At 73.4% G+C, this 25361-nt stretch carries 28 protein-coding genes, 1 tRNA gene and 1 pseudogene; 20 read left to right on the top strand and 10 right to left on the bottom strand.

Features of this window, described 5'->3' with window-relative positions; all coding sequences use genetic code 11:
• Positions 1-230: 230 nt before the first annotated feature.
• Positions 231-1550: a wax ester/triacylglycerol synthase domain-containing protein gene (locus J2X68_RS19125; RefSeq protein ID WP_310433752.1), complete on the bottom strand. Its 1320-nt coding sequence runs from the start codon at positions 1548-1550 to the stop codon at positions 231-233.
• A gap of 326 nt (positions 1551-1876) precedes the next feature.
• Here J2X68_RS19125 and J2X68_RS19120 point away from each other — a divergent pair, with 326 nt between their 5' ends.
• Entirely contained in the window at positions 1877-3037 is a 1161-nt protein-coding gene (locus tag J2X68_RS19120; protein WP_310433751.1) for a macrolide family glycosyltransferase, read from the top strand.
• Between the two features lie 91 nt (positions 3038-3128).
• A complete protein-coding gene (locus tag J2X68_RS19115; protein WP_310433750.1) occupies positions 3129-3620 on the top strand; it encodes a thioesterase family protein in 492 nt (163 codons plus the stop codon).
• 40 nt (positions 3621-3660) lie between these two features.
• Here J2X68_RS19115 and J2X68_RS19110 read toward each other — a convergent pair whose 3' ends face one another.
• The 5 genes from J2X68_RS19110 to J2X68_RS19090 all read right to left on the bottom strand — a co-directional run bounded on the left by J2X68_RS19110 (position 3661) and on the right by J2X68_RS19090 (position 9652).
• The gene (locus J2X68_RS19110; protein ID WP_310433749.1) at positions 3661-5565 is read right to left on the bottom strand and encodes a copper resistance protein CopC; all 1905 of its coding nucleotides are present in this window, start codon (positions 5563-5565) and stop codon (positions 3661-3663) included.
• A gap of 164 nt (positions 5566-5729) precedes the next feature.
• The gene (locus tag J2X68_RS19105) at positions 5730-6494 is read right to left on the bottom strand and encodes an SDR family oxidoreductase (RefSeq protein ID WP_310433748.1); all 765 of its coding nucleotides are present in this window, start codon (positions 6492-6494) and stop codon (positions 5730-5732) included.
• The gene (locus tag J2X68_RS19100) at positions 6491-6976 is read right to left on the bottom strand and encodes a cupin domain-containing protein (protein WP_310433747.1); all 486 of its coding nucleotides are present in this window, start codon (positions 6974-6976) and stop codon (positions 6491-6493) included. Before J2X68_RS19100 ends, J2X68_RS19105 begins: the two co-directional genes overlap by 4 nt.
• Positions 6973-7593, bottom strand: a complete 621-nt coding sequence (locus J2X68_RS19095) for a GNAT family N-acetyltransferase (protein WP_310433746.1) — start codon at positions 7591-7593, stop codon at positions 6973-6975. The genes J2X68_RS19100 and J2X68_RS19095 overlap by 4 nt, the downstream gene beginning before the upstream one ends.
• Entirely contained in the window at positions 7586-9652 is a 2067-nt protein-coding gene (locus J2X68_RS19090) for a penicillin acylase family protein (protein WP_310433745.1), read from the bottom strand. Before J2X68_RS19090 ends, J2X68_RS19095 begins: the two co-directional genes overlap by 8 nt.
• A 78-nt stretch (positions 9653-9730) precedes the next feature.
• Here J2X68_RS19090 and J2X68_RS19085 point away from each other — a divergent pair, with 78 nt between their 5' ends.
• From J2X68_RS19085 to J2X68_RS19065, 5 genes are all read left to right on the top strand, one after another.
• Positions 9731-10474: a siderophore-interacting protein gene (locus tag J2X68_RS19085; RefSeq protein WP_310433744.1), complete on the top strand. Its 744-nt coding sequence runs from the start codon at positions 9731-9733 to the stop codon at positions 10472-10474.
• Positions 10475-10498: 24 nt separating this feature from the next.
• Positions 10499-11119, top strand: coding sequence for an HhH-GPD-type base excision DNA repair protein (locus J2X68_RS19080; protein WP_310433743.1), 621 nt, complete (start codon positions 10499-10501; stop codon positions 11117-11119).
• Between the two features lie 93 nt (positions 11120-11212).
• Positions 11213-11887 carry an HdeD family acid-resistance protein gene (locus J2X68_RS19075; RefSeq protein ID WP_310433742.1) on the top strand — a complete coding sequence of 225 codons (675 nt, stop codon included), beginning with the start codon at positions 11213-11215 and terminating at the stop codon, positions 11885-11887.
• 77 nt (positions 11888-11964) lie between these two features.
• Entirely contained in the window at positions 11965-12276 is a 312-nt protein-coding gene (locus J2X68_RS19070) for a hypothetical protein (RefSeq protein ID WP_310433741.1), read from the top strand.
• Between the two features lie 69 nt (positions 12277-12345).
• The gene (locus tag J2X68_RS19065; protein ID WP_310433740.1) at positions 12346-12468 is read left to right on the top strand and encodes a hypothetical protein; all 123 of its coding nucleotides are present in this window, start codon (positions 12346-12348) and stop codon (positions 12466-12468) included.
• A 604-nt stretch (positions 12469-13072) separates the two neighbouring features.
• On the opposite strand, the pseudogene J2X68_RS19060 reads toward J2X68_RS19065, so the two are convergent.
• A pseudogene (locus tag J2X68_RS19060) lies at positions 13073-13379 on the bottom strand (helicase HerA-like domain-containing protein); the annotation flags it as partial.
• A gap of 105 nt (positions 13380-13484) precedes the next feature.
• On the opposite strand from J2X68_RS19060, the gene J2X68_RS19055 reads away from it, so the two are divergent.
• Both J2X68_RS19055 and J2X68_RS19050 read left to right on the top strand, forming a co-directional pair.
• Complete coding sequence (locus J2X68_RS19055) at positions 13485-13781, top strand: type II toxin-antitoxin system VapB family antitoxin (protein WP_004943146.1); 297 nt, start codon at positions 13485-13487, stop codon at positions 13779-13781.
• Positions 13782-13949: 168 nt separating this feature from the next.
• A complete protein-coding gene (locus tag J2X68_RS19050; RefSeq protein ID WP_310433804.1) occupies positions 13950-14585 on the top strand; it encodes a LytR C-terminal domain-containing protein in 636 nt (211 codons plus the stop codon).
• A 211-nt stretch (positions 14586-14796) separates the two neighbouring features.
• On the opposite strand, the gene upp is transcribed toward J2X68_RS19050, so the two are convergent.
• Positions 14797-15432 carry a uracil phosphoribosyltransferase gene (upp, locus tag J2X68_RS19045; RefSeq protein ID WP_310433738.1) on the bottom strand — a complete coding sequence of 212 codons (636 nt, stop codon included), beginning with the start codon at positions 15430-15432 and terminating at the stop codon, positions 14797-14799.
• A gap of 168 nt (positions 15433-15600) precedes the next feature.
• On the opposite strand from upp, the gene J2X68_RS19040 reads away from it, so the two are divergent.
• The 4 genes from J2X68_RS19040 to J2X68_RS19025 all read left to right on the top strand — a co-directional run bounded on the left by J2X68_RS19040 (position 15601) and on the right by J2X68_RS19025 (position 17321).
• Positions 15601-15804 (top strand): hypothetical protein, encoded by a 204-nt coding sequence (locus tag J2X68_RS19040; RefSeq protein WP_310433737.1) that lies wholly within the window; start codon positions 15601-15603, stop codon positions 15802-15804.
• Between the two features lie 345 nt (positions 15805-16149).
• Positions 16150-16698, top strand: a complete 549-nt coding sequence (locus tag J2X68_RS19035; protein WP_310433736.1) for a hypothetical protein — start codon at positions 16150-16152, stop codon at positions 16696-16698.
• Positions 16699-16748: 50 nt separating this feature from the next.
• The gene (tadA, locus tag J2X68_RS19030) at positions 16749-17180 is read left to right on the top strand and encodes a tRNA adenosine(34) deaminase TadA (protein ID WP_310433735.1); all 432 of its coding nucleotides are present in this window, start codon (positions 16749-16751) and stop codon (positions 17178-17180) included.
• A gap of 56 nt (positions 17181-17236) precedes the next feature.
• Positions 17237-17321 (top strand) — tRNA-Ser (locus J2X68_RS19025).
• On the opposite strand, the gene J2X68_RS19020 is transcribed toward J2X68_RS19025, so the two are convergent.
• Positions 17303-17599 carry a PLD nuclease N-terminal domain-containing protein gene (locus tag J2X68_RS19020; RefSeq protein ID WP_310433734.1) on the bottom strand — a complete coding sequence of 99 codons (297 nt, stop codon included), beginning with the start codon at positions 17597-17599 and terminating at the stop codon, positions 17303-17305. The two genes, J2X68_RS19025 and J2X68_RS19020, sit on opposite strands and share 19 nt — an antisense overlap.
• Positions 17600-17784: 185 nt before the next feature.
• On the opposite strand from J2X68_RS19020, the gene J2X68_RS19015 reads away from it, so the two are divergent.
• The 5 genes from J2X68_RS19015 to J2X68_RS18995 all read left to right on the top strand — a co-directional run bounded on the left by J2X68_RS19015 (position 17785) and on the right by J2X68_RS18995 (position 21484).
• Positions 17785-17961: a hypothetical protein gene (locus tag J2X68_RS19015; RefSeq protein ID WP_199876160.1), complete on the top strand. Its 177-nt coding sequence runs from the start codon at positions 17785-17787 to the stop codon at positions 17959-17961.
• 18 nt (positions 17962-17979) lie between these two features.
• Positions 17980-18273, top strand: a complete 294-nt coding sequence (locus J2X68_RS19010) for a Dabb family protein (RefSeq protein ID WP_310433733.1) — start codon at positions 17980-17982, stop codon at positions 18271-18273.
• A 216-nt stretch (positions 18274-18489) separates the two neighbouring features.
• Positions 18490-19380 carry an RNA polymerase sigma factor SigF gene (locus J2X68_RS19005; protein ID WP_310433732.1) on the top strand — a complete coding sequence of 297 codons (891 nt, stop codon included), beginning with the start codon at positions 18490-18492 and terminating at the stop codon, positions 19378-19380.
• Positions 19381-19684: 304 nt separating this feature from the next.
• Positions 19685-20596, top strand: a complete 912-nt coding sequence (locus J2X68_RS19000) for an RNA polymerase sigma factor SigF (RefSeq protein WP_310433731.1) — start codon at positions 19685-19687, stop codon at positions 20594-20596.
• A 54-nt stretch (positions 20597-20650) separates the two neighbouring features.
• The gene (locus J2X68_RS18995) at positions 20651-21484 is read left to right on the top strand and encodes a hypothetical protein (RefSeq protein WP_310433730.1); all 834 of its coding nucleotides are present in this window, start codon (positions 20651-20653) and stop codon (positions 21482-21484) included.
• 135 nt (positions 21485-21619) lie between these two features.
• Here J2X68_RS18995 and J2X68_RS18990 read toward each other — a convergent pair whose 3' ends face one another.
• On the bottom strand, positions 21620-21817 hold the full coding sequence (locus J2X68_RS18990; protein WP_054242212.1) for a hypothetical protein: 198 nt from the start codon (positions 21815-21817) through the stop codon (positions 21620-21622).
• Between the two features lie 376 nt (positions 21818-22193).
• On the opposite strand from J2X68_RS18990, the gene J2X68_RS18985 reads away from it, so the two are divergent.
• Positions 22194-22721 (top strand): MarR family transcriptional regulator, encoded by a 528-nt coding sequence (locus J2X68_RS18985; protein ID WP_310433729.1) that lies wholly within the window; start codon positions 22194-22196, stop codon positions 22719-22721.
• A gap of 13 nt (positions 22722-22734) precedes the next feature.
• Positions 22735-25290 (top strand): MFS transporter, encoded by a 2556-nt coding sequence (locus J2X68_RS18980; protein ID WP_310433728.1) that lies wholly within the window; start codon positions 22735-22737, stop codon positions 25288-25290.
• The last annotated feature ends 71 nt before the right edge of the window (positions 25291-25361 follow it).

The raw sequence follows: 25361 nt of genomic DNA, 5'->3' as shown, positions 1-25361 counted from the left end.
TCCGGCGACCAACCCCTTCCAGGCCCCGGACTTCGGGGAGGACGAGATCTTCCTGATCGAGGATGCGCAGGCACCCCTCTCGGGCACGGGCGGGGCTCGACGCCAGGCGAGCTAGCCCCGGCCGGTGCCGGTCGCCCCGCAGCCGGCGGCCACGCACCGACCCGGTACCGCGCATGCCGAAGGGCCCCACCGTTCGCTGTGGGGCCCTTCGACATGTGCGGAGCCGGCGGTCAGCGGGCCCCTTCGGCGAGCAGCGTCAGCTCGTCGAGGAACGCCTTCGCCAGCAGTCCGGCGTCCTGACTGCCCGAGTTGGTGGCGACGCTCAGCGTGTGGCCCTCGGCGCAGCCGCCCAGCGCGAAGGTGGCCGTGTCGGCCGGGGGCACCATGGGGACGATCGTGAGGTGCCGCAGCGGTCGTCCGGCGAGCGTCCGGCCCTGCTCGCGCAGGTGGACGTAGGAGCAGGCGGCCGGTGCGTAGGCGGGCGCGAAGATCTTCCCGCCGGCCAGTGCCAGGGTCGCCCCGGGGACCGCGGCGAGCGTGCCCTCGACCAGTTTCTCGGCGGTGCGGCGGGGCCGGGTCACGGTGGTCAGCAGGCCGGCGCAGGCGGTCAGGCGGGCCGCCGGGTCACCGAGGTCCACCGGCGCGGGGACGCGGACGTTGGCGAACGCGTTGCCGAGGAATTCACCGCAGTCGTCCGGCCGTTCGTCGACCGGGACCGACAGCCACACCTGCCGGGCAGCCGGGTCCCGGTCCCCGCCGCCGGCGGCGGGGGCCGCGGCGGAACCGGCGTCCGAGGCCGCCAGGCGGGCGCGCAGGACCCCGGAGACCGTCGCCAGGAACACCTCGTTGGTGGTCGCCGGGCGGGCGGAGCCGTCTCCGGCCGGGGAACCGGCCCCCCGCGCGGCCCGCAGGACGTCGGCGCGCAGCCGCACGACGGTGTACGCGGGCTCCCGCGCGCCCCGGTGCGGCAGCGGCACCGCGCGGCCCGTGGTCAGCAGGCCAGGCGGGCCGCCCCCCGTCGGGCCGGGACGGACCGTGCGGCGCCGGGGGCCGGGCACCGCGAGGGACGCGGCGCCGTCCAGCGGCCGGCCGTCGTCGAGCAGGGCGCGCAGCAGGGTCGTCAGGGAACGGCCGTCGAGAAGGCTGTGGTGCATCCGGAACAGCAGCGAGAACTCCCCCTCCGTCGCCCCGCGCAGCAGATGCAGGCTCCATGGCGGCCGGTCGGCGGGGAACGGGGTGTGGAACCACTGCCGGACCGCGTCCCGGAGGGTGAGGTCCGCGCTGTCGACCTGCTGGGCCAGGTCGTGGCCGTCCCGCCGCGCCCAGCGGTGCCGGCCGGTCCACCAGGCCAGGCCCGGCCGTGCGCCGCCGGGGGCGACCAGCGTCTGGGTGAGCCGGGGCAGCGCCTTCCAGCGTTCCTCCACCAGCGCCCGCAGCTCGTCCAGGGCCGGTGGGGCGCCCGCGAGATCCAGGGCGATCCCGGCGTTGGGCGGGCCGAACGGCCAGCGGGCCATCCCCTCTTCCATCAAGGGCAGATGCGATCCGGGCATGAGACTGCTCCTGTCGTGGGCCGTCCGTGTCGTGGGCCGGTCCTGTCGTGGGCCGGCTGCTGGCGGACGACGTCCTGTACCCCCAACGGCCGATCGGACCGGCGGTCACGTCCGCCGCGTCACCTGCCGCCGCGCCGGGTACCTCTCCGGGGTTCCGCAGGTGTCAACGCGCTGCCGTGGAGGCTCCCTGATGGGGTGACACTGCCGCAGGTTTGCGGTCGGGAGCGGTGTCCGTGCGCCTTTAATCGGGACTCCGCGTCCGCCGTTCGGGCGCCCCGTTCCCGAATCCCCCGCCCCGGCTCCGTGCCGGACAGGAGTTGTGTGTCGTGCCTGGTACTCATCCGAATCCCGCGCACATCGCCGTGTTCAACGTCCCGATGCACGGGCACGTGAACCCGACCCTGGGGGTCGTCGAGGAGCTCGTCCGACGGGGGCACCGGGTCAGTTACGCCGTCACCGAGGACTTCATGCACCAGGTGAAGGCGGCCGGGGCCGAGCCCGTGCTCTACCCCGACGCGGGGGACGGCTCGGACGCGCCGGAGGACATGGGCGAGGGGTTCGCCCGGGTCGTCGAGGTGGCGCTGGCGGCCCTGCCCGCTCTGACCCGGGCGTTCGGCAAGGACCGCCCGGACCTGGTGCTGTGCGACATCTACGCCTTCGCGGGCCTGCTGCTGGGGGCGCGGTGGCAGGTGCCGACCGTCGTGGCGTCGCCCACCCATCTCGCCTACGACGGCATCGTCCCCGAGTTCTTCGGCGTTCCCGGCCTCCCGCAGCTGCCGGGCTTCGGGCGGCTGGCGGCCGCCTTCGCCGACCAGGGGATCGACACCGCGCGGATCCTGGACCTCGTACGGCCCGAGCACGCCGTCGCGTTCTTCCCCCGGTCCTTCCAGCGCAGGGCGGACACGGTCGCGGCCCGGACCGTCGCCTACGTCGGGCCGGCGCTCGGGGACCGCTCCTACCAGGGGTCCTGGCAGCCGCCGCGGCCGGACGTGCCCGTCCTGCTGGTCTCGCTGGGCTCCCAGTTCACCCGGCGGCCGGAGTTCTACCGGTCCTGCGTGCAGGCGTTCGCCGAGCTGCCCTGGCACGTGGTCATGTCCGTCGGCGCCGTCCCGCCGGACGGGCTGGGGCCGCTGCCGGACAACGTCGAGGTCCATCCCCACGTGCCCCAGCTGGCCGTGCTCGCGCACGCGGACGCCTTCGTCACCCACGCCGGGATGGGCGGCACGATGGAGGCCCTGCACTACGGCGTCCCGTTGGTGGCCGTCCCGCAGATGGCCGAGCAGCGGGTCAACGCCGACCGGATCGAACGCCTCCGGCTGGGCGTCCACCTGCCGCGCGAGAGCGTCACCCCCGAAGCGCTGCGCGAGGCCGTCCTGAGGGTCTCGTCCGACCGGGACATCCGCGCGGGCGTGTCCGCCATGCGCCGGGAGATCGCGGCGGCCGGCGGGGCGGGAGCCGCGGCCGACCTGATCGAGCGGGCCCTGTAGACCCGCAGGCCCCGCAGCCCCGGCACCGGCACCGGTACCGCGTACCGGCGGGAGGCCGGGCCCCTGTTCCGCTGTTCCGAGGAGTGACACCTTGACCCTGACCCACGCCCTGGCGTCCGACATCCGCCTGACCGACACCGCGCGCACGCCCCCCGAGGCGCCGGACTGCCGACCGCACCTCTATCTCCGCCAGGTACGCATGAGCGACCTGGACTCCATGAACCACGTGAACAACGTCCGGCTGCTGGAGATGATCCAGGACGCCCACATCGACATGTTCTACCTGCGTCCCGGACTGCCCGGGCAGGAGATCCGCCCGAGGTTCGTCTACGCACGCCACGAGCTCGACTACACGCAACCCCTCGTCCTGCAGCCGGAGCCGGTCACCATCACCACGACCATCGGCGACCTGCGCCGCTCGACCTTCCGCGTGACCAGCCGCGTCACCCGCGACGCCCAGGTGTTCTGCACCTGTGTGAGCACGGCCGTCGCCTACGATCCGGACGCCCGGTGCTCCCGCCGGCTGGAGGAGGAGGAACGTGCCCTCGCGGCCCGGCACGCCACTCCCGACCCGGCGCGCTGACCGGCCGTCCCCGCCGGGGACGGCCCGCGGCCCGGCCGGCTCAGCGCACGATCTCCACCGGCTTCGACTCGCTCACCTGGTCGGTCTCCGACACCCGTACCGTCACCTTCATCTCCCAGGCGCCGGGCAGCGGCAGGTTGACCGCGTCGGCGGCCCAGTAGCCGCCCCGGTCGGTGACCTTGGCGTCGAGCGGGCCGATGTCCTGGCCGGGCAGGCTGAAGGAGACCCGCAGCTCGGGAATGCTGACGAAGCCGCCGTCGGGGCCGTAGACCACCGCCTGGAGGCCGTTGTCGCCGACCCGGCCCGGATCGAGGGTGACCTGGACCTTGCCGCTGACGCCGCGGACACCGGGGTCCCCGGAGCCGATGGTGAAGGGGATGTCGGTCACCGACGCCACGGGCAGCCCGGCGGACTGTTCCGCCGTCGCCGCCTCGGCCGCCGCCCGGCCCGGCAGGGTGCCCGTCAGGACGGTCGTGAAGACGAGGACGACGACGGAGACGACGACCTCGGCCAGCACCGAGCGGCGCAGCGCCCGGCGCTGGGCGTCCTCGGCCGGGGTGAGGGCCGCGCCGGCCGGGGGCCGGGGCTTCCCGGGGGCCGCCCGGCCGTCCACCGGAGCGTCGCCCGTGCCGTCCGCCCGGCCTTCCACCCGGCTCTCCGCCCGGCCTTCCACCCGGCTCTCCGCCGTGCCGTCCGCCCGGCCGCCCACCGGCTCCGGAACCCGCGTCTCCCGCGCCTCCCTCTCCCCCGTCTCCGCGGGTGCCTCCACCGTCACGTTCCTCGCCGTCCTTTCCCTTGTCACCGTCCGCCGTGAGCGGGCCCCCGCCAGCAGCAGCAGCGTCACCGCGGCCAGCTTGGCCAGCAGGACCCGCCCATAGGTGGTGTCCGTCAGCGCGGAGACCGAGCCGAGGCCCCGCCAGGACTGGTAGACGCCCGTCACGACGAGGACGGTCACCGCGAGACCCACCAGCTGCGAGAAGCGGCCGACCACGCGCGACGGGACGGACGCGCGGTGGAACAGGGTGAGCAGGGCCGCCAGACCGCCCAGCCAGACCGCCATCGCCAGCAGGTGCAGCACCGTGGACGTCATCGCCGCCGGGACCTGGATACCGGCCGACGCGTGTTCGGCGGCCGCCCAGGTCAGGGCCAGGCCGACGGCCAGCGCGGCGCCGGTCGACAGGGCCGCGCGGGACGGCTGCCTCCCCTCCCGCAGGGCCTTGCGCTGCCACAGCAGAAAGGCCGCGGCCGCCGCGAGCAGCCCGAGGCGTGCCACCAGGGCCAGGCCCGGCCGGGTGCCCAGCGTGCGGGCCAGCCCCGACGGATCCAGGGCCTGCGCGGGCCCCGCGCCGGTCTCGTAGGGGCCGCGGAGCAGCAGCAGGAACACCGTCGACCCCACGAGCCCCCACCAGCCGGCCAGCAGCAGCCCGCGCAGCGGCCGGACGTCCGGCGGACGGCAGACGGCGACGAGGGCGGCCGTGCCGATGAGGAGCGCCGCGGCCAGATAGGCGGCGTAGCGGCCTATGTTGAAGAGGCCGCCGGTGGCCGGGTTCTCCACGGAGGTGCCGGGCAGGGCCGGCGGGGTCGCGGACGGTGTGCCCACGGAGAAGGTGAAGGCGCCGGCGATCGGATGGCTGTCCGCCGAGACCACGCGCCAGGCCACCGTGAACGTGCCGGTTCCGAGCCCCGAGGGGAGCTTGATCCGCGCGGTGTCGGCGCGCCCGTCCGCGTGCCGCGCCTCGCCCGTGTCGACCCGCCGGTTGTCGGGGTCGAAGACGCGGAAGGAGTCGTCGAGCAGTCCTACGGACTCGGTGAAGGTGAGGGTGATGGAGCGGGGAGCCGTCTTGACGACGCTTCCGTCAGCGGGGTCGGCCCCGCGGAGGGCCGCGTGCGCGGAGGCCGGGCCGCCGCCGAGGACGAGCAGGACCAGCACGGCGCCCAGCAGCACCAGCCCTTGAAGCCTCCGCCGGCCGCCGCCGTGTCCCCCGCCGCGGGATCGCCCACCACCGTGTCGTCCGCCATCTCGCCCTTCGCTCACGTCACCGCTCCGCCTTGCCTGGGACTCGAGACTCGTGTGCTCGGGGATACGTACGCATGCACGGGACGTCCGGTTCACCACGACGGCCGCGCCGACGCCCCGCCGTCCACCACCAGGTCGTGGCCGGTGATCCAGGACGCGAGCGGCGAGGCCAGGAAGACGCAGGCGTCGCCGACGTCCTCGGGGCGGCCCAGGCGGCCGACCGCGACCGCCGACCGCCACCGCCGCACTCCCTCGGGCCATGCCTCGGCCAGCCCCTCCCGGTCGATCAGCCCGGGCGAGACGGTGTTCACGCGGATGCCGTACGGCCCGTACTCCTGGGCCGCCGCCCGCGCGTGCACCACGACGGCCGCCTTGGAGGCGGCGTAGTGCGCGTGCCCCGGAGCGGGTCTCGCCGCTTCCACGGAGGCGATGTGGGTGACGCTGCCCCCTCGCTCCCGCATCACCTCGGCCGCCGCCCGCGTGCAGGCGAACACGCTGGTCAGGTTGGTGTCCACGACCGCGCGCCAGTCGGCCGCCGACATCGTGGGCAGGTCCCGCACCGGCTGTACGCCCGCGTTGTTCACCAGCGCGTCGAGGCGCCCGCCGCCCCACTCGGCGGCCTGCGCCACCACCGCGCGGCACTCGTCCTCGACCGTCAGGTCGGCCCCGGCCAGGACGACGGCCCGCGCGCCGGCCTCGTCGGCGATCCTCCCGGCGAGGGCGTGGGCCGCCCCGGTCCCCGTGCGGCAGTGCAGCGCCACCGCCGCGCCCTCCTGGGCGAACCGCAGCGCGATGCCGCGCCCGATGCCGCCGCCCGCACCCGTGATCAGGGCCACCCGGCCCGCCAGCAACGTCATGGACGGCACAGGTCCGCGATGAGGGCGGCCCGGTCCGGATGCCGCGCCGTGAGGTCGGCCGCGTCGCCGTGTTCGTAGTCCCCGTAGGTGAAGCCGGGGGCCATCGTGCAGCCGAAGAAGGTCCAGGCGCCCCCGGCGGCCACCCGCGCGCCCATCCAGGTGCCCGCGGGCACGGTGAGCTGCGGCTGCTGCCCGCCGAGGACGTCCGGGCCGAGCACCTCCGTACGGGAGGCGCCGTCGGGGGCGAGCAGCAGCAGCGTGAGCGGGTCGCCGAGGTAGAAGTGCCAGACCTCGTCGGTGGGCAGGCGGTGCAGGGCCGAGAAGTCGTCGGCGGTGAGCAGCGCGACGATCGCGGATCCGGCGGGGCGGCCGTCCAGCCCCTCCGGTCCCGCCCAGGTACGGCGGAACAGGCCTCCCTCGCGGGGGATGGGCTCCAGGCCGTAGTGCGCGACGAGGTCTTCGGGGGTGAGCGGTGAGGTCACCCGGGGAACGCTACCTCCCGGCGCAGGAAAGCCAGTTGCGCCTTCTTCTCCGGCAGGTACACGTCCGGCAGGTCGATCTCCGGCAGGGTGACGACCGGACCCGGTTCGAAGCCCTGCCGGAGGAAGCGGGCGACCGCCTTCTCGTTGCGCACGTCGGGGTCCACCACGACCCGCGACCGCCCCAGGCCGACCAGGACGTACGAGGCGAACGCCCCCATCAGCGCCGCCGACCAGCCCGGCCGCGCCCCGCGCCCGCCGGGCGGTGCGATGAGCACATGGACGCCGATGTCCCCGGGCTCGACCGGGTAGCACGCGCCGACCCGGTCCTCGGTCGGCTCGTAGGTCTGGAGGAGGGCGACCGGTTCTCCGTCCAGCTCGGTCAGGAAGGCGTGATGGGTGTCGAGGCCGGCCAGATGGGCGTAGATCTCGGCGACCTGGTCCCGTGTCAGGCCGTTCATGCCCCAGAACGCGGCCCGCTCCTCGTTCACCCAGCCGTGGACGACGTCCGCGTCGCCCTCGGCGTCGAGCGGCCGGATGCCGAGGGTCCCGAACCCGTCGGCCACCTGCTCGTGCACATAGGCGTTCCGGACGTGCCGGGCGTCCTGGCGGTCACTCATCGTCGCTCTCCTTCGTCAGCAGTGCCCAGTCGGTGACGACCGGGGCCAGTTCGCCCCGGAGCCACAGGGGGAGCTGGTCGTGGTGGTGGGGATGGTCGGGCAGGCCGGACGCGCCGAACGGGACGACCCACAGACTGTCCTCGCGGCGGGCCAGGTCCCACACGTAACGGGCGGCCGGGCCCCGCGCGGCGAGGTCGGTCCAGCCGGGCACGGCCGAGGTGCACAGCACGCAGTCGTGGTCGCCGGCGAGGGCCGGGGCCTGCCGCCCGGGGTCGGGCAGCGCCTGCCAGGGCGCCAGGCGGTGGGTGTCGCCCCAGCGGGCGGCGGGCAGGCCGGCGACCTCTTCGACGGCCTCCCGCACGAGCGCCGCCCGGTCGACGCCGTACAGCTCCTCGGCGCGCAGGAGGTGTTCGAGGGCGAAGCCGATGCGCGGGAGGAGGGCCAGCCAGGGGAGGAAGACCTCCGGGTAGGCGGGCGGCGTCGTGAGGGCCGCGAAGGCCGGGTGGGCGGAGAGTCGCCGGACCAGGGCGCCGCGGACGGCCGCGAACCGTGCCGCGTCCTGGCTGTCGGCGTCCATCCGGCGGTCCCAGCGCAGCAGCCGGTCGCGCAGCGCGGCGGCCGGGCCGCTCAGGCCGTCGAGGGCGGCCAGCCGGTCCAGCAGCGGCGCGGCGGAGCCCAGGTGGGTGTCCGTGTGGATGGCCGGCATGTCGGAGGCCGACCAGCGCCGGCGTTCCCCGAGCAGCGCCCGGATGCGGTCGGCGCGGTGCCGCGGGGCGAACTCGACGCCCAGCGGCGCGGCGGGGCCCCGCTGGTTGGCCATCACCGCGACGCCGTCGGTCAGTCCCGCGCGGGGCATCTCCCGCCAGCCGGTCCACTCGTGGCCGGGTTCCCAGGCGGGCACCAGCCGGGTGCCGTTCACCTCGGCGCGCAGCGGCACCCGGCCCGCGACCCGGTGCAGCAGGCCGCCCTCGGTGTCGGCTGCCTGGACGACGTTGACGGGCTCGACCCAGAGGTCGACGGCACGGTCCACGTCGGCGACCCGGCGGGCCCGCAGCAGCGGGAGGAGCGCCCCGAAGCCCAGGTCGGCGGTGACGCGGGGCGGGTGGCGCAGGCTCAGGGCGAGCGGGGTGCCGTCGTCGAGGCCTTCCGGGCCGCCCGCGATCACCGGGCCCCGCTCGGTCTCCAGCACCTCCACCTCGACGGTCTCCTCGCCCGCCACCCGTACGAGTTCGGTGTGCCGGGCGACCCGCCGCCAGGCGCCGTCCGGGCCGAGCGCCTCGACGCCCGCGCCGGTGCGGCGCAGCCGTTCGCGATAGAGGTCCTGGTAGTCGGCCATGGCGTTGGTGATGGCCCAGGCGACCGTGCCGGTGTGGCCGAAGTGGGCGATGCCGGGGACGCCGGGGACGGCGAGCCCGACGACGTCGAACTCGTCGCAGGCCAGGCGGATCTGCTGGTAGACGCCGGGGTCCTCGATGAAGCGGTGCGGGTCGCCGGCGATGACCGCCTGTCCGGTGACCGTCCGCGCCCCGTCCACCAGCCAGCCGTTGCTGCCGGAGGTGCCGGGTCCGTCGGTCGCGAACAGGGCGACCGCCTCCGGGCCGAGGTGCCGGGCGGCCTCCTCGCGCCACAGCTTGGCGGGGAACCCGGCGAACAGGATGTGCGTGGCCAGCCAGACGGCGAGCGGGGTCCAGGGTTCCCAGCGGCCGGGCGCGAGGCCGACCCGGGTGAACTCGGGGGCTGCGCAGGCGGCCAGGCCCTCGTTGACGCCGTCGACGTAGGCCCGGACCCAGTCGGCCGTCTCCGGGTCCCGTGCCGCGAGCTCGTCGAAGCAGCGTCTCGCCGTGTCGTCGAGGCGGGCGCGGCGCACGAAGCGGTCCCAGGGGAGGGCCTCGGAGCCGAGGAAGGACGCCGAAGTGCCGCGCGCCCGGTGCCGTTCGACCTCCAGTTGCCAGGCGCGGTCGCGGGCGGTGACCGATCCCTGGAGGCGGGCGAGGGCGCGGGCGCTGTCGGCGCGCAGATGCGGAACGCCCCAGGCGTCGCGGTAGATCTCGGTGGTCACCCTCGGGCCCCTTTGTGCTTTAGGTTAGCCTTGCCTAAGTAGATTGTGCGGAAATCGTACGCGAGGGGTGGAGAAGCCATGGCGCAGGGGCGGGGCTGGGAGGGCACGGTCCTCAGACTGATGCGCGCGAAGGACTTCACGCTCACGGTCACGGGGGCGGAGGAGGTCACCGCCGACTACCGGCGGCTGCGCCTGACGGACGGCGGGCTGCTGGCCGCCACCGGCGTCCACCCGACGATGTGGATCCGGCTGTGGTTCGAGAACGCGGGCCGGCCGCACCAGCGGGCCTACACCCTGGTCGACCCCGACCCGGCGGCCGGCGTCTTCGCCCTGGAGTTCGCGCTGCACGAGGGCGCGGCCGGCGACTGGGCGCGGGCGGCACGGCCCGGCGACACCGTCGAGGCGACCGTCCAGGGCACCGGCTTCGCACCGCCCGCCCCGGCCCCCTCGCACGTCCTCGTGATCGGCGACCCGGCCTCCCTGCCCGCCATCAACTCCCTGCTCGGCGACGGCGAGGGGGCGCTCGGCTCCGCCCCGGCGACCGTCTGGTTCGAGGGCTCGCCCGACGGCCCTGACGGCCTCCCCTTCCGGACCGACCCCGCACGCCACGAGATACGGCACGTGCCCCGGGTGGACTCGGGCGCCCACCTCGTCGAGCGGGTGAAGGCCGAACTGCCCGCCCTGCTGACGGCCGGCCCCGACCCGTACGTCTGGATCGCCTGCGACACCCGCACCACCAGGACGCTGGCGACCCACCTGCGCAAGGAGCTGGGCGTCCCCAAGGAGCGGCTGCACGCGCTGGGGTACTGGCGCGCGAGCTGACGAGCCAGGCGGGATCATCGACGCATGGACGTCACCCTTCACCTCTCCCAGGACCCCGAGGCCGACGAGCTCCTCGGGCGGTCGCCGCTCGCCGCGCTGGTCGGGATGCTGCTGGACCAGCAGGTTCCGATGGAGTGGGCGTTCAAGGGACCCCGCACGATCGCCGACCGGCTCGGCGCCGACGACCTGGACGCGCACGACATCGCCGCCCAGGACCCGGAGGCCTTCGCCGCACTGCTCTCCGAGAAGCCGGCCGTGCACCGCTACCCCGGCTCCATGGCCAAGCGCGTCCAGCAGCTCTGCCAGTACCTCGTCGAGCACTACGACGGGGACGCCGGCGCCGTCTGGAAAAACGTGGACAGCGGCAAGGAACTCCTCCGGCGGCTCCAGGAACTGCCCGGCTTCGGCAGGCAGAAGGCCCAGATCTTCCTCGCGCTGCTGGGCAAGCAGCTCGGTGTGCGGCCCACCGGCTGGCGGGAGGCGGCCGGCGCCTACGGCGAGCCGAAGTCCTTCCGGTCCGTCGCCGACATCACCGGCCCGGAGTCGCTGACGAAGGTCCGGGCGCACAAGCAGGAGATGAAGGCCGCGGCCAAGGCGGAGAAAGCCGAGAAGGCGAGGAAGGCGGACGGGACCGCCGGGCGGTAGCGAGGAAGGCGGACGGGACCACCGGGCGGCAGCGGGTAAGTCGGGTGGCCCGCCCGGGTGGCGGGCCACCGCCGCCCGGTCTCAGCTGGGGACATGACCGAGCCACCGACCGGCTCCTCCTGGGGCCCGGAGTACGACGACCGCAAGGTCCACAGCCGGCGCCCCGCGCGCGAGCAGCGGTACGACCACGAGCCCGAGCCGCCCTTCGAGGGCCCCCTGCACGCCCTCTCCCGCGCCGCCTGGCAGATCGTGCTGCTCACCGGCGTCGCCTCCCTGATCCTCGGCGTCCTGGTGCTGGTCTGGCCGGGCGCCTCGCTCTTCGCCGCCGGCATCCTCTTCGGCCTCTACCTGGTGATCAGCGGGATCTTCCAGCTGGCGTCCGCCTTCGGCACCCACAGGGCCACCTCGCTGCGCGTCCTCGCCTTCCTCAGCGGCGCCCTGTCGCTCGTGCTGGGCCTGTTCTGCTTCCGCGGCCCGATGCAGTCGACCCTGCTGCTCGCGCTGTGGATCGGCATCGGGTGGCTGATCCGGGGCGTCACCCAGATCCTGGCCGCCGCCCACGACAGCACCATGCCCGCCCGGGGCTGGCAGATCTTCCTCGGGATCGTCACCTTCGTCGCCGGGATCGTCCTGATCGACGCCCCCTTCGAGTCGGTCGGCGTCCTCACCCTCGTCGCCGGTGTCTGGCTGGTGGCCGTCGGCGCCGTCGAGATCGTCACCGCGCTGCGCATCCGGAGCCGGGCCCGCCAGGTGCCGCACACCGTGTGAGCCGGTTGTCGGCCGAACGGGCGGATCCGACCCCCGGCATGCTGAACCCGGGGCGTGTCGCGGGGAGATGACCTCTCATGAGCCCCGCAGCACGCCTCCCCCGCAGCCGCACCTGGCTGCGGACGCTCGTGCTGCTGCTCGCCCTGCTGGTGCCGGGCGCGGCCGCCGACGTCGCGGCGCCGCCCGTCGCCGCCGCCGAACTCGCCGAGTACGACGTCCTCGACACGGCGCTGCGGCCCGCCCCCTGCGCCCACCGCCCCGCCGCCCCGCTGCGCCCCGCGGTCCTCCCGGCCCCGGCGCCCGGCGTCCCCGCGGACCGGCCGCGCCCCGCGCCGCACCGGCCGTCGTACGCCCTGCACGCTCTGCGCACCGTGGTCCTGCGCTGCTGACGGACGCCGTTCCCAGGCCCGCCCGTACGGCGATCACGCTCACGCAAGGAACATGCGAGGGAAAGAGTCATGCCCACAGACCCGTATGCGATCCTGCGCGCCCTGCTGCGCGCCGAGGCCGCGCGCAGCACAGCGAAACCGCAGGTGAAGGAAGCGAAACCGCAGCAGTCCGCGGAGCATCGGGACCGCTGACCGGTCGGCGGAGGCGGGACTGCCGCCTCCGCCGGGCCGTACCGAAGAGCGAGCGGGTGATCCCGCGGCCGATCCGCGTGCCGCCGGACCGGGCCGGCGACCTGAAGACGGCACTGCCGACGACCTGCCCCCGGCCGAGCGCTCCCAGCCGGCCGCCGGTCCCCGTCCCCGGCGCCCCGCTCGTCCGTGTCGCCGTGCCCGCCTCGCCGGCCTCCATCCCCCGCGTCGCCCCCCTGCTTCGCGCCTCCCCGGCCTCCCGGACCTCCCGGGGCGGCTCCGGCCGCTCGGTCCGGCCGCTCGGCGGGACGGGCCGCCGGCTTCTCGCACACGGATCCTCTGTCCACAGCCTGTGCATACCGCTCGTGCTGCGGGGACTCCCGCCCCGCCCGGTGGAGAGCGGCGCCGCCGACCGGCCCCGTCAGCGACGCGGGGCCCGCGGCCAGGTCGCGGCCACCGGCAACGGGGCGCAGCCCCTTCCGGTCGCCGAGCCGGGCGAGGACGTCACCGGGTACGCCCCTCGCGCCTGCGTGACGAAGAACACGCCGACCCCTTTCGAGCGAATCAGCCGAGATGCGGCTGCCGGCCCCCCTCTTCCGCCGCCCGCCCGCACCCGGTCGCTCGCCTCCCCGGGCGCCGAGACCCCGGACAGATCGCCCTTGGCGTCGGCGAGGACACCGGCCCGCCCTGCGCCGAGAGCCGCTCGGCGATCAGCTGAAGCGTCCTGGTCCTCCCGGTGCCGGTCGCGCCCGTGACCCGTCGGCGCCTGTTCAGCGCGGGCTGGGGGGACAAGGGGTACGGACGGGCACCTCGGGCGGACACGCCCCGTCCCACAGCAGCGCACCCAGGGGGAGCGCGAGCCCCGCGAAGGCGTACCCGGCGCCGATGTCAGCGGCGCTCGTCGACCCACTCATCGACCGGCCCTCGTTCCGTTTTACCCCTGTTCATCACGTCTTTTCCAACGCCGCACTCCGTCTCCATGGCTGCGCCCGGAACGTCTGGACCGGTAGGCTTTCCGTGTGATCTTCAAGCGCATCGGAAACGGCCGGCCGTACCCCGACCACGGCCGGGAAAGCACCCGGCAGTGGGCGGACGTCGCGCCGCGCCCGGTCCGCCTCGATCAGCTGGTGACCACCAAGCAGCAGCTCGACCTGGAAACCCTGCTCGCGGAGGACTCCACGTTCTACGGCGACCTCTTCGCGCACGTCGTGAAGTGGCAGGGCGACCTGTACCTGGAGGACGGACTGCACCGCGCGGTGCGGGCGGCACTCCAGCAGCGGCAGGTCCTCCACGCGCGCGTGCTCGAGCTGGACTGACCCCCCGCCGAGCCCCCGGCCGGCGCCCCCGCCCCGACTCGGGCCGACCCTCCGGTTGACCCTTTCGGGTGCTTTCCCGCGCCCCGAGCAGTGTCAGATGATCGTTTATTCGTCACGGCCGCCCGGGCGCACTACGCTGCGCTCATGAGCATGCTGACTCCCCCCGGCATGGGCGGCAAGTACCGGATCACGGGGGACAAATACCCCCGCATGCGCCCCCACCGACGCCGCGGCAGGATGGTCGTGGTGGTCGTCGCCTGCGGCGCCGTGCTCGGCGTGGCCGGCTGGGGCACCCTCCAGCTCATCGACGTCTTCACGGGCGGCGGAGGGACGGCCACGGCCGCCGGGACCGGCTGCTCGACGAAGGCGACCAAGGCGAGCCCCGCGGCCTCCGCGTCCGCCGCCGCCCTCGCGTCCGGCACGGCGCCCAAGCCCGCGCAGATCACCGTGAACGTCTTCAACGCCACGACCCGCAGCGGTCTCGCGAAGACCACCGCGGACGAGCTGAGGAAACGTGGCTTCAAGATCGGCGAGGTGGGCAACGCCGACAAGCTGTACGACAAGAAGGTCACCGGCACCGGGATACTGCTCGGCCCCGCGGCCTCGCTGAACACCTCGCTGCCGGTGCTCGCCACCCAGCTCACCACCGCCGAACGCCGTACCGACGCCGCCCGCAAGGGCACGGCCGTCGACCTGATCATCGGCAACCAGTTCAAGGCGCTGACCAGCCCGACGGCCTCGGTCAAGGCACTGACGGCCCTGGCCGAGCCGCAGCCGACGGCGTCCACGAAGAAGGGCTGCTAGCAGCGGCCCTCCGCCGCCCTGCCGCCCACCGGTCGCCGCTTCTGACGCGACAGGCGCCTCGCCCCGCCGAGGCCGGTTCCGCCCCGCCGAGGCCGGTTCCGCCCCGCCGAGGCCGGTTCCGCCCCGCCGAGGCCGGTTCCGCCCCGCCGAGGCCGGTATCCGGCTCGGCGTCGGGCCGTCCGGGGCGGTTGCGCCGGTGCGGCCCGACGGGCTATTCGGCCGCGCCGTACAGCCGGTCGCCCGCGTCGCCCAGGCCCGGGACGATGTAACCCAGCTCGTTGAGGTGGTCGTCGACCGCCGCCGTGACGACGGTGACCGGGGTGCCCGCGAGCTCGCGCTCCATGAGCTCCACGCCCTCGGGGGCAGCGAGCAGCACCACGGCCGTCACGTCGTCGGCGCCGCGCCGGATCAGCTCGCGGATCGCGGCGACCAGGGTGCCGCCGGTGGCCAGCATCGGGTCCAGGACGTACACCTGGCGGCCGAGGAGGTTCTCCGGCATGCGCGTGGCGTACGTGGACGCCTCGAGCGTCTCCTCGTTGCGGATCATGCCCATGAAGCCGACCTCGGCGGTCGGCAGCAGCCGCATCATGCCGTCCAGCATGCCGAGGCCCGCACGCAGGATCGGCACGACCAGCGGGCGCGGGTGGGAGAGCTTCACGCCGGTGGTCGGGGAGACCGGCGTCTTGATGTCGACCTGCTCGGTGCGCACGTCACGCGTGGCCTCGTAGGCGAGCAGGGTGACCAGTTCGTCGGCCAGCCGGCGGAAGGTCGCGGAGTCCGTGCGCTGGTCGCGCAGCGTGGTGAGCTTGTGGGCGACCAGGGGGTGGTCGACGACGTGGAGACGCATGTCCACAACAGTAACCGGGCCGAACCCGCCCGGCGTCCCCACTCACGGTGAAGCTCTCCCCCTCGGCTTGGCCTCGGATTGGGCCGTTGGCTGGCGTCAAACCGCCCGTCGGAGGGAAAGTGGGTGACAGGTAAGGAGAAGGACCGGGGTACCCGAAGTGGTGTGCTGATGCCTGAGCTGCCCAACCTGCCCGACAACGACTCGCCGGAGAAGGCGCGGCCGGACGAGACCGACGCGGAACGCCGCAGGCGCCGCGCCCGGTTTCTGCGCGAGCTGGCCGAGGCCCGCGAACTGCGCGACCGGGTCCAGCCGCGACGCGCCAAGACCGCCCGCCTGCGCCACGCGATGCGCATGCGCACCTTCCGCTGGTAGCCGCGGCCGTACGGGACTTGGGGCATACGGGGAAGATCGCCACCGTCACGGGTGGCGCGTGGGGTGGGCGTGCGTGGCGGCACGGGAAAGCCGCGTACGATCCGCTGGTGGCGGCAACGAGAGCGCCGGTGAGCCACTCGACGGACGTCTCGTGTACGTGCTCATGGACGTACTCATGGGCGTGCGATCAAAACCACCGGACACAGGGAGCCGAAGACGTCCCCTGGACGCCTTGTTTCTGCCACGATTCCGAGTGGGTGGGGCTCGGAGCTGAGCTCTCTCCGCCCGCAACCTCCGCCGGGGGGACCCCCAACCGGCACGCCTAAGACCAGTGGGAGAGTCACGGTGTACTTCGCCGCACTGCTCGCGCGCACCGAAGACGGGTGGGAAGCGAGCGACACAGAGCTCGACGATGTGGAGACCCTGTCGGATCTCGCCGACCTGGCCCGGGAGGCCTCGCCCGACGACGACACGGTGCTCGTGCTGATCGAGCAGGAGGACTCCTGGTTCGGGGTCGTCCGCATCGACGGCGAGGAGGACCCTCGCATCTTCGTCTCCGACGCCGCCGCAGCCGCCCGCAGTTCGTACGGCGAGATCCTCCTCACCGACGAGCTGCTCGGAAGGGACCCGGGTGACGACGACGACCTGGACGCCCTCGACCTCGACGGCACCGAGGACGGTGAGAACGAGGACGAGGACGACGAGGACGAGGGTGCCGTCGCCACCGTGAACGGCAGCTCGGCCGAGGCCGTGCCGCACGGACCGGTCGGCGACGCCGGCATTCTCGACGACCTCGGCGTCGGCGAGAAGGAGCTGAGGTCGCTGTCCACGGACGCCGTCACCGAGATCGCCGACGCCCTGGGCGCCTCGGAGGTCCTGGAGACCGTCCGCTGACCGCACCGGGAGCGGCGCCGGATCCCGTACGCGACCGCTGGCGGGCCCCGATGCGGCTCGCCCTGGACGAGGCACGGCTGGCCGCCCGGGACGGAGACGTCCCGGTCGGCGCCGTCGTGCTGGCCCCGGACGGCACGACGGTGCTCGCCAGGGGCCACAACGAACGGGAGGCGGGCGGCGATCCGACGGCCCACGCGGAGGTGCTCGCCGTCCGGCGGGCGGCCGCAGCGCTGGGCGAGTGGCGGCTGACCGGCTGCACGCTCGTCGTGACCCTCGAACCGTGCACGATGTGCGCGGGCGCGCTCGTGCAGTCCCGGGTGGACCGCGTCGTCTACGGCGCCCGTGACGACAAGGGGGGCGCGGCCGGCTCCCTCTGGGACGTCGTCCGCGACCGACGGCTCAACCACCGCCCCGAGGTCGTCGAAGGCGTCCTCGCCGAGGAATGCGCGGGGCTCCTCACCGAGTTCTTCCGCGACCGCTGAGCTCCCCCCGGATACCGATTTCAAACCGGGGCCCGCCTTGCTGTAAGGTCTCCCTCGGTAGCGTGTCCGAGCGGCCGAAGGAGCTCGCCTCGAAAGCGAGTGTGGCGCAAGTCACCGAGGGTTCAAATCCCTCCGCTACCGCTTCTGTGCGAAGGGTCCGGCTCGGCGAGTCGGGCCCTTCGTCGCGTCTCCGGTCGTCGTGTCTCCGGGCTCTCGCGCGGCTCGGGCCGCTTGCCCACGTACACCCAGGCGAGGCCGCCGACGACCGGGGCGCTGAGCATGAAGAGCAGCCAGAGCGGCTTCGGCACGTACCGGACGCGCTCCCCGGCGGTACGGACGCAGTCGAGCAACGCCGCCGCGCACAGCACCGTCACCAGGACCATCGGGACGACGGCCAGCGGATCGAGCAGTCCCAGCATTCCCCTCCCCTTCCCCTTTTCCACTCCGCCCGGCGACGCGCCCGGCGTTCACCCCCTCATCGGACGAGGACCCGCGAACGGTTCACGAACGCGCCGGGGACGTTCAAAAGCGGTGTGAAAATCGCACTTACGGTTACACTCGCCGCCGTCAACAGGGCCCGGGTGGGCCGTACAGGGGAGGCCAGGTGGCGGTGAACGCCAAGAAGATCGCCGTCTACGTACTCGTGGTCTTCGTGCTCTACGTGATCATCACAGACCCGGCGAAGGCGGCCGACTACGTCCAGATAGGCTTCCAGGGCATATCGGACGCCGCCAAGGCCATCGGCGACTTCTTCACCTGGCTCGCCGACGGGGCCGAATAGCTCGCACGGGGAGTGCACATGATCCGCCACCTGGTCCTCTTCAAGCTCAACGAGGGCGTCGAGCGCGACGACCCCCGGGTCGTACAGGGCGAGGCGGCCTTCCGGGCCCTCGGCGACCGGATCGAGGAGCTGCGCTTCTGGGAGCTGGGCTGGAACATCAGCGACCGGCCCATCGCCTACGACTTCGCGATCAACTCGGCGGTCGAGGACGCGGACGCCCTGAAGCGGTACATCGAGCACCCGGCCCACCAGGCGGGCGTCGCCCTGTGGCGCGAGTTCGCCACCTGGGTGGTCGCCGACTACGCGTTCTGAGCCGCCGTTCACGGCAGCCTCTCCCGGCAGTCAGGAACCCTCCGCCGGCACAGCGGGGGGCCTTTCGCATGCCCGGGATCAGGGTGCGTGGCTCAACTTCTCCCTCAACACGGCGTTATGGGGTGCTTGCACACAGTGCACATGTCTTGTGATGCTATGACCGCTTTTGACGGATGAGTTGACCGATGTTGACCTGACGAAGAGGTGGCGTTGACCGTGTCGGCCAGTACTGCGCCGCCTCAGGAAGAGGCACCCCCGGCACCCGCCCCCGCGCCTGCCCTGGAAGCCGTCCCGGAAGCCCCCACGGAAGCCCCCGGGGAAGCCGCCCAGCCGCCCGAGCGGCGCCGGGGCGCCGACACCCGGGCGCTGACCCAGCTGCTCTTCGGCGAGCTCAAGGAGCTCCAGCCGGGCACGCCGGAGCACAACCGGGTGCGCGGGGCGCTCATCGAGGCCAACCTCCCGCTCGTACGCTACGCGGCGGCCCGCTTCCGTTCCCGCAACGAGCCGATGGAGGACGTCGTCCAGGTCGGCACCATCGGCCTGATCAACGCCATCGACCGCTTCGACCCGGAGCGGGGCGTGCAGTTCCCGACGTTCGCCATGCCGACGGTCATCGGGGAGATCAAGCGGTACTTCCGCGACAACGTCCGCACGGTCCACGTGCCGCGCCGGCTGCACGAGTTGTGGGTGCAGGTCAACAGCGCGACCGAGGACCTGACCACCGCCTTCGGCCGCACCCCGACGACGGCCGAGATCGCCGAACGGCTGCGCATCGGCGAGGACGAGGTGCTCTCCTGCATCGAGGCGGGCCGCTCGTACCACGCCACCTCCCTGGAGGCGGCCCAGGAGGGCGACGGCCTGCCGGGCCTGCTGGACCGCCTCGGCTACGAGGATCCGGCACTGGACGGCGTGGAGCACCGCGACCTCGTGCGCCACCTCCTGGTCCAACTCCCCGAGCGCGAGCAGCGCATCCTCCTGCTGCGCTACTACAGCAACCTCACGCAGTCCCAGATCAGCGCGGAACTCGGCGTCTCCCAGATGCACGTGTCCCGGCTGCTCGCGCGCAGCTTCCAGCGGCTCCGCTCGGCGAACCGCATCGAGGCATGAACCGGGAGCCGCAGGGCACGTCACTCGATCAGGGCTCGGAAGCGTGAGCGAGACGTCACCGCTGAGAGCGAATCGCTCACCTGACCCCTTCCCGACAGATCTGCGCTGAAATGCCGTCAGACCCCCTCTTTCCAGGGCTGTTTCGTCACTCACATGTCGACATGTCACTACAGCGTGTTGCCGACATGTGACATTCTGCCGGAAGCGCGTTTGCCGGGGCTTCGGCTCCGGTATTCAGGTGAAGGCTGACGTTCCTCAGGCGGGAATGTTCGCCGCGACCGTCCCGCGACCCAAAGGGGGTGGCATGTCCGCAGATCAGGGCAGCTCCGAGGTGCTCACGCTCACAAAGAGCGAGTCCGCGCCAAGCGCGCCCGTCGAGCCCGCCGTGCTCGACGTGCTCGACGACGTCACGGCCCCCGAGGCCGCTCCGGCCCCGGCACTCACGACCACAGGGGCCATCGACACCCGCACCCTGTCCCGCTCCCTGTTCCTGCGACTGGCCACCCTCGCCGAGGACAGCCCCGAGCGCATGTACGTCCGGGACACCCTCATCGAGCTCAACCTCCCCCTCGTGCGTTACGCGGCGGCCCGCTTCCGCTCGCGCAACGAACCGATGGAGGACATCGTCCAGGTCGGCACCATCGGCCTGATCAAGGCGATCGACCGCTTCGACTGCGAACGGGGCGTGGAGTTCCCGACGTTCGCCATGCCGACGGTCGTGGGCGAGATCAAGCGCTTCTTCCGCGACACCTCGTGGTCGGTGCGCGTCCCGCGCCGCCTGCAGGAGCTGCGCCTGGCCCTCACCAAGGCCAGCGACGAGCTCTCCCAGAAGCTGGACCGCTCGCCGACCGTCTCCGAACTCGCCGCGGTCCTGGGCGTGTCCGAGGAGGACGTCGTCGACGGCCTCGCGGTCGGCAACGCCTACACGGCCTCCTCGCTGGACTCCCCGGCCCCGGAGGACGACGGCGGCGAGGGTTCCCTGGCCGACCGCCTCGGCTACGAGGACACGGCCCTGGAGGGCGTGGAGTACCGCGAGTCGCTGAAGCCGCTGCTGGCCAAGCTCCCGCCCCGCGAGCGCCGGATCATCATGCTGCGCTTCTTCGCCAACATGACCCAGTCCCAGATCGGCGAGGAGGTCGGCATCTCCCAGATGCACGTCTCCCGCCTGCTGACCCGGACCCTGGCGCAGCTGCGCGAGGGACTGATCTCCGACTGACGGACCCGGAACGGGGGGCTTCCCTCCTGACGGAGCGTCAGCGACACTGACGCGATGCGAAGTCCGACACGGGCACGTGGCCGCCGGGGCGCCGTATGGGGCGCGTCGGCGGCCGCCGTCGTGCTGGCGGCGGGTCTGTCGGCCGCCTGCGGGGGAGACGGGCCCACGGGCGGTTACGTCGCCATCGGCGGAGCGGGCGACACGGCGTTCCCGGACCCGCGGACGGGCGGCTCGGCCGATCCGACGGACGGGGTACGGCTCGTCCCGCTGGACGACGCGAGCGGCCCTCCCGCGGGGCGGCCCGGCGGCCCGGGATCCCCGGCCGGAGAAACGGCCGGACAGGACTCCCAGGGCGCCACGGGAGACGCCACGGCCGGTGGCGGTGGTGGTGGCAGTAGGGCCGGTGGTGCCGGATCCGACGCCCCGCAGACCGCCACCTCGGGTGTCCCCGGCTCGTCGGGCTCGTCGGGCTCCTCGGGTGCAGAAGGCGGCACCGCGGGGAGCTCCGCGGGCTCCGCAGGCGGTACGTCGCCGGGCTCGCCCTCGCCGGCGCCCACGGCTCCGCCGAGCACCCCGCCGGAACCGGCCTCGCTGGCCGTGAGCGATCCCGTCCGAGCGGGCACGGATCAGCGCTGGTGCGAGGACGTGACTCTCGTCCTCCGCAACTCCGGTGGCACCGCGGTGCGTTCCGGCACGGTCACCTTCGGCACCCATGTCATCGACTCGCTCGGCATCGACTGGGCGACGCGCGAGTCGACGGCCGCGCTCCCCACGCCGATCGCCGCGGGGGCGCGCAAGGAGAAGACCTGGACGGTCTGCGTCGACGCGTGGCGCGTGCCGCTGGGCATGCACATCGAGACGCGGGACGTGTCGGTCCGGTGGGAGTGAGCGGGCGGCGCCGGACGGGCGGAGCGACGGGGGAGGGCGCGCCGACGTCGCGGTGACGCACGGCGGTCGAGGCGTCCGGTCACGCCGTCACCCGGCCGCCCGCTCGCCGGTCGCCCCGTCCGGTGCGGTCCGCGGTTACTTCAGCGCCAGCCAGGCGACCGCCGCGACGATCACGACCGCGGCGACGATGCCGACGATCAGGCCGATGCGGGGGCCGGACTGGGTGGGGGCCGGCTGGGCGGCCCGGGGGGCGCCGTCGTCGACGAACGCGCGGAACATCTGGGTGCTGCCGGCGGGGTCGTGGTTGCCCTGGGGGCCCTGCGTGTTAGCCATGGGCCGAGACACTAGCGAAAACGCGCGGGGCGGCCCAAGTGGGGGTGGGACTCCGCACGGCCGGAACCCACCGGAGCGACCGGCCACTTGGCCGCCTCAACCCGTCCGCCCCTCCCGCCCGACCACCCCACCCGGCTCCCGCGGGTGCCCACGGCGACGACGGCGACAAGCACCGCCGTCAGCGCCGACCCGCCCCGCCCCGACCCGACCGGAGCCGATCACGCGCGCCGGTCCAGGGCCCGCAACGCCCCCACCTGGACATTTACCGTCGCAATACTTGCCTTTGCCAACTTTTTGCGGGCCTCACGACGGTTTTATTTGCCTGCAGCAACCAACCGCTTCTATGGTTGCCCTAAGCAACAAAACGGGAGGTGTGATGGCCGGGCAGGCGCAGTACGAGGAGCTGGCGCGTCAGCTCACTGCCGTCGGGGCCGTGAAGCGTGACCTCGGGCGGATCCTGCCGCCCGACTGCTCCGCCGGCTCGGCCGGGGTGCTGGCGCTCCTCGGCAGCCATGGCGACATGCGCATGAGCGCTCTCTCCGAGCTGCTCGCCGTCGACATGTCCGTGACCAGCCGACATGCCGCGCATCTCGCCGACCGGGGCTGGATCGAACGCTCCCCCGACCCGGCGGACAAGCGCTCCCGCATCCTGCACCTCACGCCCGAGGGCCACGCGATGCTCGTCGAGCTGTCCCGCCGGAGCACCGAGCTGCTGGCCGAACGGCTCGGCGACTGGACCGACGCCGAGGTCGGCCGCCTGATCGCCTTGCTGACCCGGCTGCGCGCCAGCTTCGGCGACTGCCGGACGGTCGCGCACCGGCCACCGGCCCCGCCCGCGCCGCCGCCTCCCGTTCCCGTAAGCGAACAGACACAGACCACCCGTACACCCGCACAAGCAACATAGGAAAAGGAAGCCCATGGCAACGACCACACCAGCCGGTGTGCGGGCTCACGCGAAGCACGGCGGAGGGTCCCACGGCTCCGCCGAGGCCGCTCCGATGACCCACCGGCAGATCATGGAGGCCCTCTCCGGACTGCTGCTCGGGATGTTCGTGGCGATCCTCTCGTCCACGATCGTCTCGAACGCCCTGCCGGAGATCATCGGCGACCTCGGCGGCGGCCAGTCCGCCTACACCTGGGTCGTGACCGCCACCCTGCTGTCCATGACGGCGACCACCCCGCTCTGGGGCAAGCTCGCCGACCTGTACCCGAAGAAGGCGCTCGTCCAGATAGCGCTGGTCATCTACGTGCTCGGGTCCGCAGCCGCCGGTCTCTCGCAGAACCCCGGCATGCTGATCGCCTGCCGTGTCGTGCAGGGCGTCGGCGTCGGCGGTCTGTCCGCCCTCGCGCAGATCGTCATGGCGGCGATGATCTCCCCGCGTGAGCGCGGCCGTTACTCCGGCTACCTGGGCGCGACCTTCGCCGTCGCCACCGTCGGCGGTCCGCTGCTCGGCGGTGTCATCACCGACACCAGCTGGCTCGGCTGGCGCTGGTGCTTCTACGTCGGCGTCCCCTTCGCCGTCATCGCGCTGATCGTCCTCCAGAAGACCCTGCACCTGCCCGTCGTGAAGCGGGACGTCAAGGTCGACTGGGCCGGCGCGTTCTTCATCTCCGCCGCGGTGTCGCTGCTGCTGGTCTGGGTCACCTTCGCCGGTGACAAGTACGACTGGCTGTCGTGGCAGACGTACGCGATGGTCGCGGGCTCGATCGTGCTGGGCCTGATCTTCGTGCTCGTCGAGACGAAGGCCACCGAACCGATCATCCCGCTGCGCCTCTTCCGCAACCGCACCATCACCCTGTCCTCCATCGCCTCGATGTTCGTCGGCGTCGCGATGTTCTCCGGCACGGTGTTCTTCGCCCAGTACTTCCAGCTGGCCCGGGACAAGTCCCCGACGATGTCGGGCGTCATGACGATCCCGATGATCGGCGGCCTGTTCGTCTCCTCCACCGTCTCCGGGCAGTTCATCACCAAGACCGGCAAGTGGAAGGCCTGGCTGGTCAGCGGTGGCGTGCTCATCACGGCCGGCCTCGGTCTGCTGGGCACCATCCGCTACGACACGGACTACTGGAAGACCGCGGTCTTCATGGCCCTGCTGGGCCTCGGCGTCGGCATGATGATGCAGAACCTGGTGCTCTCGACGCAGAACCAGGTCGAGCCGAAGGACCTCGGCGCCGCCAGCTCCACGGTCACCTTCTTCCGGTCCCTCGGCGGTGCGATGGGCGTCTCGGCGCTGGGCGCGGTCATGGCCAACCGGATCACCGACTACGCCAAGGACGGCATCACCGACCTCGGCCCGAAGTACGCCTCCCTCGCCTCCGGTTCCAGCTCGTCCAGCTCGATCCCGGACATGGACAAGCTGCCCGCGCCGCTGCGCACGGTCATGGAGAGCGCGTACGGCCACGGCATCGCGGACGTCTTCATGATCGCGTCCGTCCTGGCGCTGCTCGCCTTCCTGATCACCCTGTTCATCAAGGAGGTCCCGCTGCGGACCAAGGGCGCGCTGGCGCAGGCGGCCTCGGCGGAGGCGGAGACCCCGGACACCGCCGCAGCCACCGCCTCCACTGCCGCTGCGGCTCCGGCCGCGGTCACGGCTCCGGCCGAGGAGCACGTGCCCGGCCGGGCAGTCGCCGAGCCGGGCCGGGAGGCCGACCTCCAGGGCACCCAGCGGCTCGCCGCCGTCGCCACCGCCGAGCCCCTCCAGGCCCCCTCGGGCGGCATCCCGGTGCACGGCTTCGTGCGCGGCGCGGAGAGCGCGCCCGTCCCGCAGGCCGCCGTCACGCTGATCTCGCTCGCCGGACGCCAGCTCGGCCGGTCGGTCGCGCAGACCGACGGCTCCTACGGGCTGGACGCGCCGGGCCCGGGCTCGTACGTGCTGATCGCCTCCGCCGACGGCTTCCAGCCGCAGGCCTCCACGATCGTCGTGAACGGCGAGCCGGTCGCGTACGACATCCTGCTCAGCGGGACCAGCGGCCTCAGCGGTGTCGTGCGCGCCGCCGAGTCGGGTGAGGTCGTCAAGGACGCCATGGTGATCGTCACCGATGTGCGCGGCGATCTGCTGGCCACCGCGGCCACCGGTGAGCAGGGCGAGTTCACCTTCGCCGAGCTGGTGCCGGGCGCGGTGACCGTCGCGGTCAACGCCGTCGGGTTCCGGCCGCGCGCCCTGCCCGTCGAGATCGGCGCGACGGGCGTGACCCGCGCGGAGGTCGTCCTCGACGCGGGTGCCCGGCTCCAGGGCGTCGTCCGGGCGCCGCACGGTCCGCTGGCCGACGCGCGTGTGACGCTCGTCGACGCGGCGGGCAACGTGGTCGGCACCGCCACCACCGGCGCGGACGGGGCGTACGCCTTCGCCGACCTCGACGGTGGCGAGTACACGGTCATCGCGACCGGCTACCCGCCGGTGGCCACCGCGCTGACCGTCGCGGGCGCGGGCGTCGACGGCCACGACATCGAACTCGCCCACCCCGGCGAGTAGTTCCGACCAATATCGGCTCCGGCCCGGTGCGGGGGTTTCTGCCCCGCACCGGGCCGGTTCCAGTTCGAGGA

The sequence above is a fragment of the Streptomyces sp. 3330 genome (genome assembly GCF_031456635.1).
In the GTDB taxonomy this organism is placed as follows: domain Bacteria; phylum Actinomycetota; class Actinomycetes; order Streptomycetales; family Streptomycetaceae; genus Streptomyces.
The sequence above is the reverse complement of the archived record's forward strand: the minus strand, read 5'-3'. Positions and strand labels throughout refer to the sequence as shown.

Coding starts and splice junctions, on each gene's coding strand:
- J2X68_RS19125 (WP_310433752.1), bottom strand. CDS start 1,550: ATGCCCGGATCGCATCTGCCCTTGATGGAAGAGGGGATGGCCCGCTGG.
- J2X68_RS19105 (WP_310433748.1), bottom strand. CDS start 6,494: ATGACGTTGCTGGCGGGCCGGGTGGCCCTGATCACGGGTGCGGGCGGC.
- J2X68_RS19095 (WP_310433746.1), bottom strand. CDS start 7,593: ATGAGTGACCGCCAGGACGCCCGGCACGTCCGGAACGCCTATGTGCAC.
- J2X68_RS19085 (WP_310433744.1), top strand. CDS start 9,731: ATGGCGCAGGGGCGGGGCTGGGAGGGCACGGTCCTCAGACTGATGCGC.
- J2X68_RS19080 (WP_310433743.1), top strand. CDS start 10,499: ATGGACGTCACCCTTCACCTCTCCCAGGACCCCGAGGCCGACGAGCTC.
- J2X68_RS19075 (WP_310433742.1), top strand. CDS start 11,213: ATGACCGAGCCACCGACCGGCTCCTCCTGGGGCCCGGAGTACGACGAC.
- J2X68_RS19070 (WP_310433741.1), top strand. CDS start 11,965: ATGAGCCCCGCAGCACGCCTCCCCCGCAGCCGCACCTGGCTGCGGACG.
- J2X68_RS19065 (WP_310433740.1), top strand. CDS start 12,346: ATGCCCACAGACCCGTATGCGATCCTGCGCGCCCTGCTGCGCGCCGAG.
- J2X68_RS19050 (WP_310433804.1), top strand. CDS start 13,950: ATGGGCGGCAAGTACCGGATCACGGGGGACAAATACCCCCGCATGCGC.
- upp (WP_310433738.1), bottom strand. CDS start 15,432: ATGCGTCTCCACGTCGTCGACCACCCCCTGGTCGCCCACAAGCTCACC.
- J2X68_RS19040 (WP_310433737.1), top strand. CDS start 15,601: ATGCCTGAGCTGCCCAACCTGCCCGACAACGACTCGCCGGAGAAGGCG.
- tadA (WP_310433735.1), top strand. CDS start 16,749: ATGCGGCTCGCCCTGGACGAGGCACGGCTGGCCGCCCGGGACGGAGAC.
- J2X68_RS19020 (WP_310433734.1), bottom strand. CDS start 17,599: ATGCTGGGACTGCTCGATCCGCTGGCCGTCGTCCCGATGGTCCTGGTG.
- J2X68_RS19010 (WP_310433733.1), top strand. CDS start 17,980: ATGATCCGCCACCTGGTCCTCTTCAAGCTCAACGAGGGCGTCGAGCGC.
- J2X68_RS19000 (WP_310433731.1), top strand. CDS start 19,685: ATGTCCGCAGATCAGGGCAGCTCCGAGGTGCTCACGCTCACAAAGAGC.
- J2X68_RS18995 (WP_310433730.1), top strand. CDS start 20,651: ATGCGAAGTCCGACACGGGCACGTGGCCGCCGGGGCGCCGTATGGGGC.
- J2X68_RS18990 (WP_054242212.1), bottom strand. CDS start 21,817: ATGGCTAACACGCAGGGCCCCCAGGGCAACCACGACCCCGCCGGCAGC.
- J2X68_RS18985 (WP_310433729.1), top strand. CDS start 22,194: ATGGCCGGGCAGGCGCAGTACGAGGAGCTGGCGCGTCAGCTCACTGCC.
- J2X68_RS18980 (WP_310433728.1), top strand. CDS start 22,735: ATGGCAACGACCACACCAGCCGGTGTGCGGGCTCACGCGAAGCACGGC.